General features: G+C 62.8%; 9 protein-coding genes and 1 pseudogene. 5 read left to right on the top strand and 5 right to left on the bottom strand.

Going from position 1 to position 14,311, the window contains the following annotated elements:
• Positions 1 to 6 precede the first annotated feature (6 nt).
• Entirely contained in the window at positions 7 to 1,182 is a 1,176-nt protein-coding gene (gene entC / locus ACVCAM_RS03355) for an isochorismate synthase EntC (RefSeq protein WP_025912698.1), read from the bottom strand.
• Positions 1,183 to 1,369: 187 nt separating this feature from the next.
• On the opposite strand from entC, the gene fepB reads away from it, so the two are divergent.
• Positions 1,370 to 2,329 carry a Fe2+-enterobactin ABC transporter substrate-binding protein gene (gene fepB / locus ACVCAM_RS03350; RefSeq protein WP_045371822.1) on the top strand — a complete coding sequence of 320 codons (960 nt, stop codon included), beginning with the start codon at positions 1,370 to 1,372 and terminating at the stop codon, positions 2,327 to 2,329.
• Positions 2,330 to 2,406: 77 nt separating this feature from the next.
• On the opposite strand, the gene entS is transcribed toward fepB, so the two are convergent.
• A complete protein-coding gene (gene entS / locus ACVCAM_RS03345) occupies positions 2,407 to 3,645 on the bottom strand; it encodes an enterobactin transporter EntS (protein WP_025912696.1) in 1,239 nt (412 codons plus the stop codon).
• Positions 3,646 to 3,753: 108 nt separating this feature from the next.
• Here entS and fepD point away from each other — a divergent pair, with 108 nt between their 5' ends.
• The 3 genes from fepD to fepC are packed head-to-tail and all read left to right on the top strand — an operon-like array spanning position 3,754 to position 6,538.
• Positions 3,754 to 4,758: a Fe(3+)-siderophore ABC transporter permease gene (gene fepD, locus ACVCAM_RS03340; protein WP_407223161.1), complete on the top strand. Its 1,005-nt coding sequence runs from the start codon at positions 3,754 to 3,756 to the stop codon at positions 4,756 to 4,758.
• Positions 4,755 to 5,747, top strand: a complete 993-nt coding sequence (gene fepG, locus ACVCAM_RS03335; RefSeq protein WP_025912694.1) for an iron-enterobactin ABC transporter permease — start codon at positions 4,755 to 4,757, stop codon at positions 5,745 to 5,747. Before fepD ends, fepG begins: the two co-directional genes overlap by 4 nt.
• Positions 5,744 to 6,538 (top strand): iron-enterobactin ABC transporter ATP-binding protein, encoded by a 795-nt coding sequence (fepC, locus tag ACVCAM_RS03330; protein WP_025912693.1) that lies wholly within the window; start codon positions 5,744 to 5,746, stop codon positions 6,536 to 6,538. The genes fepG and fepC overlap by 4 nt, the downstream gene beginning before the upstream one ends.
• A gap of 86 nt (positions 6,539 to 6,624) precedes the next feature.
• Here the strand turns inward: fepC and entF are convergent.
• From entF to fes, 3 genes and pseudogenes are all read right to left on the bottom strand, one after another.
• Positions 6,625 to 10,481 (bottom strand): annotated as a pseudogene (gene entF, locus ACVCAM_RS03325) (enterobactin non-ribosomal peptide synthetase EntF).
• Positions 10,478 to 10,690: an MbtH family protein gene (locus ACVCAM_RS03320; RefSeq protein WP_227879412.1), complete on the bottom strand. Its 213-nt coding sequence runs from the start codon at positions 10,688 to 10,690 to the stop codon at positions 10,478 to 10,480. Before ACVCAM_RS03320 ends, entF begins: the two are co-directional and overlap by 4 nt.
• Before the next feature lie 10 nt (positions 10,691 to 10,700).
• Positions 10,701 to 11,900 carry an enterochelin esterase gene (fes, locus tag ACVCAM_RS03315; RefSeq protein WP_407223159.1) on the bottom strand — a complete coding sequence of 400 codons (1,200 nt, stop codon included), beginning with the start codon at positions 11,898 to 11,900 and terminating at the stop codon, positions 10,701 to 10,703.
• Positions 11,901 to 12,044: 144 nt separating this feature from the next.
• Between fes and ACVCAM_RS03310 the strand changes: the two genes are divergently transcribed.
• A complete protein-coding gene (locus ACVCAM_RS03310; RefSeq protein ID WP_407223158.1) occupies positions 12,045 to 14,294 on the top strand; it encodes a TonB-dependent siderophore receptor in 2,250 nt (749 codons plus the stop codon).
• Positions 14,295 to 14,311: the final 17 nt, after the last annotated feature.

Genomic DNA, 14,311 nt, shown 5'->3' with positions numbered 1-14,311 from the left:
TCTTCCTTAGTGCAAACCAAAAACGTTGAGCATGGTGGAGAGCTTCACGTCCGTCTCGCGCCACTCGCCCACCGGGGAGGAGGCAGGCACAATGCCCGCGCCGGCAAACAGGCGAACGGTATTTTCGCGAAGACGCGCGCAGCGGATGGTCACCACCCACTCGCCGTTGCCTTCGCTGTCGCACCAGCCAACGATGCCACCGAACAGCTCGCGGTCGAACGGCTCCAGTTCGGCAATCAGCTCTTTCGCCGCCTGATGCGGGAAGCCGCTCAGCGCCGGAGTCGGGTGCAGCAGGCAGGCCAGGGTCAGGGCGTTCTCGTTTTCACGCGCCTCGCCTTCAACCGGCGTCGCCAGATGCCACAGCGTCGGCGTGGTAATCAACTGAGGAGAATCAGGCATGCTGAGATGGTGGCTGCGCGGTGCCAGAATGGCCTTCATCGCCTGGGTGACCAGGTCGTGCTCGTGACGGTCCTTTTCGGAGGCCAGCAGCTTGTTGCCCGCCTCGCGATCCAGCACATCGTCAGGCTGACGGCGCGCGGAGCCCGCCAGCGGCAGCGAGCTAAAGTGCGCCCCCTCTTTGCGCAGCAGCAGCTCCGGGCTGGCGCCCAGCAGCACCCCGCCGTCTTCCAGCGGCACGTGGAAGTTGAAGCTCGCCGGGTTCTGGGCGATCAGGCGCTCCATCAGGGCGCCGCTGTCCGGGCGTTTGTCGGTCGCGATATCAATCAGGCGCGACAGGACCACCTTGTTCACCTGCGGCGTGGCGGTCAGCGACGCGGCGCGAGCGACCATCTCTTCGAAGACGGGCTGCGGCGGGATCTCGGCGCGTTGTGTCACCTTCAGGGCCTGCGCGCCGGAAAAATAGCGTGCGGACTGCTGACGTGCGGGACGGGAAAAGGTCTCCCAGCGTTGCGGAATAAACAGCGACGAGGGCTTGCGGGTGTCGAACGGGATCGCCCCCACCATCACCGGGTGAGCAATACCGCTGGCTTTTGCCGTGCGGAAGGCCTGGGCTAATTTTTGCTGGAAGCGACCCGCCGGATCGTCACCGCCGACGGCGGGTTCACTGAAGCGGGCAAAGCAGCCTGACGTGGTAAAGCTGCGGTAAGGTGACATAAAGAAAAAACGGTCTGATTCCAGCGTGGTTGCGGCGTGCTGAACTTCCTCAGCCAGGGACGTATCCATATCATCCTCCTCAAAATGATAAAAGAATCAATAATGATTATCATTTATATTTTCGTCGGCTAACCTAATCCCACATCGCTTCGCTGTCAACCGTCGGGCAAATAACTTGTGCGACAAAAGCTTGCATCCCGTTGCGGCAACCATGAAAATGAGAAGCATTATCTCCAACAAAACAGGATCCCGCGCTGTGAAATTCCCTGCCGTTTTCCGTAATCCCCTGCTTTTATTATCACTTTTTGTTTTAGGACTTACCTCAGCCGCTGCCGCCGACTGGCCGCGTCAGGTGACCGACAGCCGCGGGGTACATACCCTTGAGCACAAACCGACGCGCATTGTCTCCACCAGCGTGACCTTAACCGGCTCCCTGCTGGCCATTGACGCACCGGTCGTCGCCAGCGGCGCGACCACGCCGAACAACCGCGTGGCGGATGGACAGGGTTTCCTGCGCCAGTGGGGCGATATCGCGAAGCAGCGCAAGGTTGCCCGGCTGTATATCGGCGAGCCCAGCGCTGAAGCGGTGGCCGCGCAAATGCCTGACCTGATTTTGATCAGCGCTACCGGCGGGGATTCCGCGCTGGCGCTGTACGATCAGCTTTCCGCCATTGCGCCGACACTTATCATCAACTACGACGACAAGAGCTGGCAGGCGCTGCTGACCCAGCTGGGCGCGATCACCGGACACGAAAAGCAGGCCGCAGAGCGCATTGCCGCGTTTGATAAACAGCTCGCGCAGGTGAAACAGCAGATGACGCTGCCGCCGCAGCCGGTGAACGCCATCGTCTACACCGCCGCCGCGCATTCCGCCAACCTGTGGACCACGGAATCGGCGCAGGGCAAGCTGCTGCACCAGCTGGGCTTTACGCTGGCGGACCTGCCTGCCGGGTTGCAGACCTCAACAAGCCAGGGCAAGCGCCACGACATTATCCAGCTGGGCGGTGAAAACCTGGCGACGGGGCTGAACGGCGAAGGGCTGTTTGTGTTTGCCGGTGACGAGAAAGACGTGGCGGCGATTTACGCTAACCCGCTGCTGGCGCACCTGCCGTCGGTAAAAAACAAGCGCGTATGGGCGTTGGGAACCGAGACGTTCCGCCTGGATTATTACAGCGCGATGCTGGTGTTGCAGCGTTTGAATGCGATGTTTAAATAACAGGCACGATCCCCGTAGGCCCGGTAAGCGCAGCGCCACCGGGCGTTTTGTCGGGTGGCGGCTCCGCCTTACCCGACCTACAAGGTCACCACACTCTCCTGCCTGAACCGGCGCAATTCCACCAGCGCCACCAATAAGATCACACCAACCATTGCTAACACAAACCCGCTGCTGCTCGCGGACGCCGCCGGGGTCATTATCGCCCCCAGACCGCCGAGGATCGCCGCGCCAATGGCATCGCCCGTGACGTTTTGCGCGGTCCACAGGCCGTTAATGCGCCCGAGCATTCCTTCCGGCGTCTGGGTCTGGATCAGGGTGTACTGCAGCAGCGAGCTGATGGCGCTCAGCCAGCCGAAGATCACCAGACACATCACCCCCAGCGCCCAGACCGGCATCAGGCTGAAGAAGCCAATGGCGATAAACGAGGCCAGCGTGGCAAGCAGCATAATCAACCCCGGCCGCGCGCTCTGTGCCAGGTTGCCGCTGGCCAGCGCCCCGCAGGCCGCACCGAGCGGAATGGCGGCGTAGAGAATGCCTATTTCCGAGGCGCTCATCTGCCACTCGCCCGCCAGCGCCGGGTAGAGCACGCGCACCGCGCTCGCCATCGTCAGCAGGCCGCCGAGCAGCGCAATCCCGCCAATCAGCGGGTTGCTGAACAGGAAACGAATCGCGGCCATCAGGGACTTCAGCGGATGCTCGCGCGGCTGCGGCGGAGGTGGCAGCAGCGGCAGGCGCAGCAGCGTCAGCGTGGTGATAAACGTCCCCGCCGCGGCCAGGCCGTAGTTCCACGCCACGTTGCCGGTTGCCAGCAGCAGGCCGCCCACCATCGGCGAAATCACCGAGCCGAGGCGCACGGTGAGCATGGTGATCGCCCCCGCCTGCATCAGGTTCTCGCGCCCGACCAGCGCGGGCGTCGCCGCCAGCAGCGCCGTCACGCCTAACGAGGCGAAGAAGCCGTCCCACAGCCCGAGGGCATAAATGACCATCAGCGACGGCTCAGGGAGCATGGCGTTCAGACACAGCCCGATAAAGCCCACGCCGCAGGTGCCGCGCGCCAGCAGGATCAGCTTTTTACGCTCGTAGCGGTCCGCCAGCACGCCGCCGACCATCAGGCCGATAAACATCGCCCCGCCGGTTAAGGTGACGGATAGCCCTACCAGCCAGCTGGAGTGGGTCATCGTCTGGATCTGTACCGGCACGGCCACGCCGAGCAGGCCGAGGGATAAAATGGAGATAAAGCGGGCAATAAACACGGCGCGATACGCCGGGTGCGTTTTAAGCAGGCTGAGGTTGAGCAGCCAGGATTTTTGATTCATGACAAAGCCTTGAGTGTAATTCTACCCATTCCATGGGCGCACATGCTAACATAGCCAAATAAGATAGATAACGATAATCACTATCATTATCAAATCATGGATGTTGCTATGTCGTTTTCCTCATCTTCGGTGCGCGCCGTTGCCGTGCCCGTTTTATTGCTGCTGTTAATCCTGGCGATTGCACTCAGCCTGCTGGTCGGCGCGAAGCCGCTTCCCGCGTCCGTCATCGTTGATGCGCTTACTGGCACCTGCCAAAGCGCTGACTGCACTATCGTGCTCGACGCCCGCCTGCCCCGCACCCTTGCCGGGCTGCTGGCCGGCGGCGCGCTCGGCCTTGCCGGTGCCCTGATGCAAACCCTCACCCGCAACCCGCTGGCGGACCCCGGCATTCTCGGCGTGAACGCCGGCGCCAGCTTTGCCATCGTACTCGGCGCGGCGCTGTTCGGCTTCACCTCTCCGTCTGAGCAGCTGGTAATGGCCTTCTGCGGCGCGCTGGCCGCCTCGCTGGTGGTCGCGTTTACCGGCAGCCAGGGCGGCGGACAGCTGAGCCCGGTACGCCTGACGCTGGCGGGCGTGGCGCTTGCCGCGGTGCTGGAAGGCTTGTCCAACGGCATCGCCCTGCTCAACCCGGACGTTTACGACCAGCTGCGCTTCTGGCAGGCCGGTTCGCTGGATATCCGCACTCTTGAAACGCTGAAAGTGGTGGCGATCCCGGTGATGATTGCCGCCGCCGTAGCGCTGTCGTTAAGCCGGGCGCTGAACAGCCTGAGCCTCGGCAGCGACACCGCCACCGCGCTCGGCAACCGCGTCGCGCGCACGCAGCTGATTGGCCTGTTGGCCATCACCGTGCTGTGCGGCAGCGCGACCGCCGTGGTCGGGCCGATCGCCTTTATCGGCCTGATGATGCCGCACATGGCGCGCTGGCTGGTGGGGGCGGATCACCGCTGGTCCCTGCCGGTGACGCTGCTGGCGACGCCTGCCCTGCTGCTGTTTGCCGACGTGCTGGGCCGCCTGCTGGTGCCGGGTGAACTGCGCGTCTCGGTGGTCAGCGCCTTTATCGGCGCGCCGGTGCTGATTTTCCTGGTGCGCCGTAAACGCGGAGGTGGCGCATGAGGGCCCCGTCCCGGCGTTTAGTCACCAGCGTCTCCCTGCTGGTCGTCGCCAGTCTGCTGCTGGCGGTCTGGAGCCTGCAAAGCGGTGCCGTAACGCTTGATTTCGCGCAGGTCTTTCACGCTCTCACCGGCAACGCGCCGCGTAACATCACCATGGTGGTCACCGAGTGGCGACTGCCGCGCGTGGCGATGGCAATCCTGGTCGGCGCGGCGCTTGGCGTCAGCGGCGCGATATTCCAGTCGCTGATGCGCAACCCGCTCGGCAGCCCGGACGTGATGGGCCTCAATACCGGGGCCTGGAGCGGCGTGCTGGTGGCGATGGTGCTGTTCGGCCAGCACCTGACGGCCATTACCTTCACGGCGATGGCGGGCGGCATTCTGACGTCGCTGGTTATCTGGCTGTTGGCCTGGCGCAACGGCATCGACACCTTCCGGCTGATCATTATCGGTATCGGCATCCGTGCGATGCTGATGGCCTTCAATACCTGGCTGCTGCTGCAGGCCTCGCTGGAAACGGCGCTTTCCGCCGGGCTGTGGTACGCAGGTTCTCTCAACGGCCTGACGTGGGGCAAAACCTGGCCCGCCGCGCCGCTGATTGTGCTGATGTTTATCGGCGCGCTGCTGCTGGTGCGACGCATGCGGCTGATGGAGATGGGCGACGACAGCGCCTGCGCGCTGGGCGTGAGCGTCGAGCGCTCGCGCCTGATGCTGATGCTGGTGGCGGTCTTGCTGACCGCAGCGTCTACCGCCATCGCCGGGCCGATCTCGTTTATCGCCCTTGTTGCGCCGCATATCGCTCGACGTCTAAGCGGGACGGCGCGCTGGGGATTAACTCAGGCGGCGCTGTGCGGCGCGCTGTTACTGCTGGCCGCCGATCTCTGCGCCCAGCGGCTGTTTATGCCATACCAGCTTCCGGTGGGCGTGGTGACCGTCAGCCTCGGCGGCATTTACCTTATCGTCTTGCTCGTTCAGGAGTCACGCAAGAAATGACAGATTCAATCACCCGCTTGCGCGGCGAACATCTCACCCTCGGCTACGGCAAAAAAATCGTTGCCCGCGATTTATCCGTCGCCATTCCGGACGGCCACTTCACGGCGATTATCGGCCCGAACGGCTGCGGAAAATCGACCCTGCTGCGCACGCTGAGCCGCCTGATGACGCCGGTGGAGGGCAGTGTCTTACTGGACGGGGAGCAGATCCAGCGCTTCGCCAGCAAAGAAGTGGCCAGGCGCATCGGGCTGCTGGCGCAAAACGCCACCACGCCGGGGGACATCACGGTGCAGGAGCTGGTCTCGCGCGGGCGCTACCCGCACCAGCCGCTGTTTACCCGCTGGCGTAAAGAGGACGACGAGGCGGTGAACCGCGCGATGGAGGCGACGGGCATCACCGATCTCGCCCAGCAGAGCGTGGACACCCTCTCCGGCGGCCAGCGTCAGCGGGCGTGGATTGCGATGGTGCTGGCGCAGGAAACGTCGATCATGCTGCTGGACGAGCCGACAACCTGGCTGGACATCAGCCATCAGATTGATCTGCTGGAGCTGCTGAGCGAGCTGAACCGCACGCAGGGCTATACTCTGGCGGCGGTGCTGCACGATTTAAACCAGGCGTGCCGTTACGCCACGCACCTGATTGCCTTGCGCGACGGGGAGATTGTGGCCCAGGGTGCGCCGAAGGAGATTGTCACGCCGGAGCTGATCGCGCGGATCTACGGTATGCGCTGCATGATTATTGACGATCCGGTGGCGGGAACGCCGCTGGTGGTGCCGTTAGGTCGGCGGTAATTGCCGGGTGACGGCACGCCTTACCCGGCCTACACTCGGCTCCCGTAGGCCGGGTAAGGCGTAGCCGCCACCCGGCGCTTTTGACGTTACCCCAAAATCTCCATCAACACTGGCCCAATTTTCTCAAACGCCTGCGGTGAAATGATATCCACGTGGGCGCAGTCCTGGCTGTACACCTCCAGTTCCCCCACCCACGGTGCCCAGGCGGCCTGCGGCTCCATCATGCGCGTGCGTTCGGCAACGAACAGCGTCGCTTTACCATCAAAGCGTGAACTGTGCGCCGTGGTGAGCAGCCGCACCGCATCGGCGTAGTTGCCTTCGATAGCGTTAAACAGCTCGCTGGAGCCCTGTCCCTGCTGGGCGGCGATAAACGCCTGCCGCTCGCGCTCGATTTCCGCCAGCACCGCCGGGTCGAGGCCGTTGGCCTCTTTTTCCGCCCAGTTCTGGGTTTCCGGCGGCCAGGTGTCCAGCATGCCGAGGAAGGCCACCTCTTCACCCTGCTCGCGCAGACGCGCAGCAATGCCCTGCGCCAGCGTGCCGCCGAGAGAATAGCCGAACAGATAATACGGCCCCTGCGGCTGCTGCTTACGCAACGTATTCAGGTGATGCTCAATCACCCCATCCAGATCCGCACGCTGCTGCATCGGCCCCTCTGGTCGAGGAGACTGAATGCCGGTAATTGACCAGCGCGGGCTGAGGTAGCGCGCCAGGACGCTAAACTGCCAGGCAAAGCCGGACGCCGGATGGAAGCAGAACAGCGTCGGGCCGTCGCCCTCACGCAGCGGCAGAAGGGTTTCAAACCCCAGACGCTGCGCCTGCTCGTCGCTCATTTGCGAGTCCAGCAGCGCGCTAAGCTTACTCACCGTCGAGGCGACCATAATTTGCCCCGGCGTGACCTTGCGGTTGAACGCGCGGCTGAGTTGCGCCGCCAGACGCATCGCCAGCAGCGAGTGGCCGCCGAGGGCAAAGAAATCCGCCTCAATGTCGCTGATCTCACAGCCCAGCAGCGCGGCAAACGCCTGCGCCACGGCGATTTCAGTTTCGCTTTCCGGCGCGCGACCGGAGGTTTTACCGGTCAGTTCCGGCAGCGGCAGCGCCTTGCGGTCGAGCTTGCCGTTGGCGCTCAGCGGCAGCGCGCTGATTTGCAGCAGCACCACCGGCACCATATGCGGCGGCAACTGTGCCCTGAGCGAGTCCAGCAGCGCGTCGCGGTCCAGCGGTAAGCCGGATTCAGAAACCACGTACCCCACCAGCTGGCGGGCATCGCCGCCCGTTGCCGCCGCCTGGTTGAAGACGCAGGCGTGCGCCACGGCCTGCGCCACGTCCGGCAGCGACAGCATCGCCCGGTCGATTTCACCCAGCTCGATGCGCTGGCCGCGAATTTTGAGCTGGTCGTCGCTGCGGCCCAGATATTCCACCGCGCCGTTATCCAGCCAGCGGGCAACGTCTCCGGTGCGGTACATCCGCTCGCCCGGCGCGAACGGGTCGGCGATAAAGCGGCTGGCGGTGAGATCGGGGCGTCCCAGATATCCCTGCGCCAGCTGGATGCCGGTGAGGTAGAGATCCCCCGCCACGCCGAACGGTACCGGGCGCATCATCGCATCCAGAATGCGCAGCCCCGTGTTCCACACCGGGAAGCCGATCGGCACGCTGTTGCCTTCCACCGCCGCCAGCTCGGGCCCAAACGCCGGATACCAGCTGACGTCCACCGCCGCTTCCGTCGGGCCGTAAAGATTATGCAGCGGCACGTGCGTCAGCTGTTCCCACTCGCGGCACAGCGCCGTCGGCAGCGCTTCGCCGCTGCAGAACACCTGCTTAAGCGTTCTGCAGCAGTCGACGTTTTCCGCCGTCAGCGAGGCGACAAACGCCGCCAGCATCGACGGCACGAAGTGGGTAGTGGTCACGCCGTAGTGCGCGAAGAAGCTCTGCATCGCCTGCGGATCGCGGTGCGCGTCCGGCTCCGCCATCACCAGCTTCGCCCCGGCGATAAACGGCCACCAGAACTCCCACACCGACACGTCAAAGCTGCACGGCGTTTTCTGCGCCACCACGTCAAACGCCGTCAGCGGATAATGGTCCTGCATCCACTTGAGGCGGTTAACGATGGCGGTATGGCCGACCATGACCCCTTTTGGACGCCCGGTCGAGCCGGAGGTAAAGATGATGTACGCCGTCTGCTCCGGCTTTGCCAGACGCAGCGGTTCAGCATCGGTGGCCGGTAAAAGTGTGTTGTAACTAAACGTCTCGACGGACAGATCGCTAAAGCGCGGAAGCTGTTCGTCGGTGGTAATGAGCAGGGACGGCTTCGCGTCCTCGAGCATCATCCGCAGGCGATCGTCCGGGTAGCCGGTGTCGAGCGGCAGCCACGCGGCGCCCGCCTCCACAATGCCGTGCAGCGCTAACGTCAGGAATACCGAGCGCGGCAGGGCCACCGCCACGCTGTCGCCCGGCTTCACGCCGCGCGCGCGCAGCAGGTTTGCCAGCGCGACGACCTGCTCGCGCATCTGACGATAGCTGAGTTCAACGTGCGCATCCACCAGCGCCGGGGCATCCGGCGTTTTGCTCGCCTGTTCCGCCACCAGATCCGCGAGCGTGGTGGACGGCAGCACCAGCCCGGTATCGTTGATGCGCGCGAGCTTTGCATATTCCTGCTCTGAAACGGTTTCCACCTCGCCGCAGCGCAGGGCAGGGTTGGCCGCAAACTGCACCAGCATCGCGTTCAGGCGCGCCACGTGACGCGTCAGCGTCGCCTCGTCGTAGCGCTGCTTATTGGCGAGGATCTCCATGCTCAGCCCGCCCTGCTCGTCCGGGAACAGCGCCAGCTCCAGATCGTTCACCGGGCCGGTCGCCAGCGTGTGGGTGATGGCCTCCACGCCGTCGATATCCAGCTGATAGTCGAACACTTTAACGTTCAGCACCGGGCCAAACAGCGCTTCATCCCCCGATGCTTTCCCGCTGTCGCGCACGATCTGCTCGGCGTCGTAGCGCTGGTGGCGGCGCATTTTTTCAGCTGGTTCGCCAGGCGCAGCGCCAGCGAGGGCAGGCTCTCCTGGGGATCGATATTGACTGCCAGCGGCAGGACGTTAAGCACCGGCCCGGTCGCGGTGAGCGCCGCGGATCCCATCCGGCGCATAAAGATAAACCCGGCGGCGTAGTCCAGCCGTCCGGTGAGGCGCCCCAGCCACAGCGCCACCAGCGCAAGCGCCAGGTCGGTGCGCTGTACCTGCCCTGCCGCCTGTGCAAGCTGGCTGAAGGCGCGGCCGTCGGCGGTAATTTTCAGACGCAGAATGTCGGTCGTGGCGGCGCGGCCCGGCAGCGGCGCGGAGGAGAGCGAGACCGGAGAAGGCAGCTCTTTGCCCTGCCCGGCCCAGAAGGCGCCGTCGCGCCGGTACGCCTCGCTGTCGCGATAGCGCTGATACTCGTCCACCACCTCTGCGAATGGCGTAAACGGGGATTCCGGCGTGGGTTCGCCCTTTTTCCACGCGGCATAAATCGCGGCGATCTGGCGGGTTATGGCCGGGAAGCTGAAGCCATCCACCACCAGATGGTGATAGCGCTGATACCAGTACCAGTGGTTTTCACCGACCTGAATCAGCTGATGAAAGGCCAGCGGCTGCCCGCTGTCGACGCGCAGGTTCTGGTTAAGATCGGATTCCATCAGCGCCACGGCGGCGGCGTGGGAATCAACGCGAACGATGGACGGTTCCGGCAGAATGAAGGTGTCATCCACCCACTGCCACGCCTCACCGTTGTCTTCCGCAAAGCGCATGCGCAGGGTATCGGCCTGCATCATGCCCGCGGCAATGGCTTTTGCCAGCAGCGGCGCGTCAATGTCGCCTTTCAGCTCGGTGTAGTGCGCCACGCTCCAGGCGTTTGGCAGCGTGGACAGCTGTTCCGCCATCCAGATCCCCGGCTGGGCGGCGACGAGAGGAAGACGGTTCATGCGTTCTCCCCCGCGAAATAAGACGGCTCAAGCGTCTGCCAGCGTTCCGCCAGCCACTGCTGGCACGCCTCCTGAGACTGTGCTTCGCACACCACGCCCCACCCTGCCGGCAGTTCGCACTGCTGTGGCCACAGGCTGTACTGCCCCTGGTCGTTTTGCAAAATGACGAACTGTCCCTGCGGATTATCGAAAGGATTGCTGAATTCCATACAGACTCCGTTAGTGAATAAGCGGCTGCCAGAGGGTGATAAGCCCCTGCGTCAGCCCACCGCGCCAGCAAAGCGCATCGTGTCCGCCGTCAACCTGACGCCAGATAACCGGTTGGTGTGTGTGCAGTTCGGCATAAATCGCCTGATTCGCGCGGAAGATGAGCGGCTCGTTGCGCCCGGCCTCAAGAAAGATGCGTAACCCGCGAGGGGATATTTCGCCGGTTTTAAGTTGCTCGATTAACAGCCCGTCCTGCTGGCCGCCGCGGTGTGGCCACCAGTAGGAGCCGGACTGGCTAAGCACGCAGCCAAAACGCTGCGGCCAGTTGAGGCCAGCATAAAGCGACGCGAGACCGCCAAAGCTCTGGCCAGCCACCACCGTACGGTCAGCACGGTCGCTAAACGGCACGCGTTTTTTAACAAGGGGGAGAAGTTCTTCCTGCACCGCCAGCCAGAAGTCGGGATTGCACGGCAGCTCGCGGTTGCGATGCGTCATATCGATAACATCGATTAAGACGTAGACCGCTGGCGGCAGGTTGCGCCCGGCGGTGAGCGACGCCAGCGCAGGCCAGACCGGCATGCTTTCGGCCCAGAACTGCCCGTCGAGCAGCACCGCCAGCGGGCGTTCCGGGCTATGATCCCCGGTGGTGAAAATCCAGATGCGGCGGCGATTTTTCAGGCGCGCGCTTTCCCACTCAATGCAGACTGGCGGCTGATACGGCGTATCGGGATGATTCCACCCCGGCTGAACGGGTGCTTGCGGCATTTCCAGCGCCGAGACGGCATGGCCACGCCCGCCGCGCCAGCTTTGCGGGTTCAGCGGGTCTGAAACCGCGTGCGGCAGCAGCTTGCGCCAGCCTTCACGCAGCGCCATGCGTTCCGGCTGCTCGCCTTCAAACACAACGCTGGCAAAATCGTTTTCATTCACGGAAGGGATAAAACAGTAGCTTCCGCGCCACTCGGGGCTGAACTCGCCCTGCCACTGCCAGACGTCGGTATCGGGAATGCGTTCGAGGGACTGCGGGCGGGCATTTTGGTGGTGATCGGTCACGCCGGTGACGTAGAGCCAGACGCGTTTAATCGGTGACGTTCTTTGCGTTCCTGCCGGGTCACGCCACCAGAACGTGACGCGATAGTTTCCCTTTTCCGGCGTCCATTCAGGCCCGTTTTTCGACTGCCACCACGCTTCACTTCCCGTTGTTAACGCCGTCACCCTTATAACCCCATGTTTAACAGTCTTTTTTGTTTCAGAGCAAATTTTATTGATAATATTATTGATAACTATTTGCATTTGCAATAGCGTAGTGCCCGCGCTGTGGGAAGCGCTCATAAAACAACCACAAAAGCAGGACGTACAATGAATAAGAAGATTCACTCTCTGGCCTTGCTGGTCAATTTAGGGATTTATGGCGTCGCGCTGCCTGCTCTGGCAGACGACAACACCGCCTCTGCGCAGCACGAAGATACGATGGTGATCACCGCCGCCGAGCAGAATCTGCAGGCGCCGGGGGTATCGACCATCACCGCCGATGAGATCCGCAAAAACCCGCCCGCGCGCGACGTGGCGGAAATCATCCGCACCATGCCGGGCGTTAACCTGACCGGTAACTCCACCAGCGGCCAGCGCGGGAATAACCGTCAGATTGATATCCGCGGCATGGGGCCAGAAAACACCCTGATCCTGATCGACGGCAAGCCGGTGACCAGCCGTAACTCCATCCGTCTGGGCTGGCGCGGCGAGCGTGACACCCGCGGCGATACCGGCTGGGTGCCGCCGGAGATGATCGAGCGCATCGAAGTGATCCGCGGTCCGGCCGCCGCGCGCTATGGCAACGGCGCGGCAGGCGGCGTGGTGAACATCATCACCAAAAAATTCGACGACCAGTGGCACGGCTCCTGGAACACCTACCTGAATGCGCCTGAGCACAAGGATGAAGGTTCCACCAAACGCACCAACTTCAGCCTGAGCGGCCCGCTGGGCGGCGACTTCAGCTTCCGCATGTTCGGTAACCTGGACAAAACCCAGGCCGACGCGTGGGACATCAACCAGGGTCACCAGTCTGACCGTACCGGTGCCTACGCCGACACGCTGCCTGCTGGCCGCGAGGGTGTAGAAAATAAAGACATCAACGGCGTGGTGCGCTGGGACTTTGCGCCGATGCAGTCTCTGGAATTTGAGGCGGGCTACAGCCGCCAGAACAACCTCTACGCCGGTGATACCCAGAACACTAACAACGACAACAGCTCCAGCGGCCTGGTGAAAAAGAACTACGGCAAAGAAACCAACCGTATCTATCGCCAGAACTTCGCGGTGACCTGGAACGGCGGCTGGGATAACGGCATTACCACCAGCAACTGGGCGCAGTACGAGCACACCCGCAACTCCCGTCTGGGTGAAGGGCTGGCGGGCGGTACGGAAGGCTTGTTCAACAGCAATAAATTCACCGACACCGATCTGGCCGACGTGATGCTGCACAGCGAAATCAACCTGCCGATTGATTTCCTCGTTAACCAGAACCTGACGCTTGGCACCGAGTGGAACCAGCAGCGCATGAAGGACTCAACCTCCTTCACCCAAACTCAGCAGGGCGGCACCATTCCGGGCATGAGCAATGACCGCAGCCCGTACACTTCGGCAGAGATTTTCTCTCTGTTCGCCGAAAACAACATGGAGCTGACCGACAGCACCATGCTGACCCCTGCCCTGCGCTTCGACCACCACACCATCGTCGGCAACAACTGGAGCCCGTCCCTGAACCTGTCGCAGGGTCTGGGGGATGACTTCACGCTGAAGATGGGCATCGCCCGCGCCTATAAGGCGCCGAGCCTGTATCAGACCAACCCGAACTACCTGCTCTACAGCAAAGGTCAGGGCTGCTACGCCAGCTCCGACGGCGTAGGCTGCTACATGATGGGTAACGACGATCTTAAGGCCGAAACCAGCATCAACAAAGAGATTGGTCTGGAGTGGAAGCGCGACGGCTGGCTGGCGGGCGTGACCTGGTTCCGCAACGACTACCGCAACAAGATCGAAGCGGGCTACGCGCCGATCGGCCACACCTCGTCCGGTAAAGTGCAGACGGATATCTACCAGTGGGAAAACGTACCGAAAGCGGTGGTTGAAGGGCTGGAAGGCTCCCTGAACGTGCCGGTCAGCGACACCATTAACTGGACCAACAACATCACCTACATGCTGCAGAGCAAGAACAAGGAGACCGGCGACCGTCTGTCGATCATTCCGGAGTACACGCTGAACTCGACCCTGAGCTGGCAGGTTCATCAGGACGTGTCGCTCCAGTCGACCTTTACCTGGTACGGCAAGCAGCAGCCGAAGAAGTACACCTACAAAGGTCAGCCAGTGACCGGGTCTGAGAAAGATGAAGTCAGCCCGTACAGCATCGTTGGTCTGAGCGCGACCTGGGACATGACCAAAAACGTCAGCCTGACCGGCGGCGTGGATAACGTCTTCGACAAGCGTCAGTGGCGTGCGGGTAATGCCCAGACGACCGGGAACGCCACCACCGGCGCGTATATGTACGGCGCGGGGGCTTATACCTATAATGAGCCAGGCCGCACGTGGTATATGAGCGTGAATACGCGATTCTGATAAAGGCAACAACGCCG

It is taken from the genome of Enterobacter sp. CFEC122 (genome assembly GCF_052983755.1).
The sequence above is the reverse complement of the archived record's forward strand: the minus strand, read 5'-3'. Positions and strand labels throughout refer to the sequence as shown.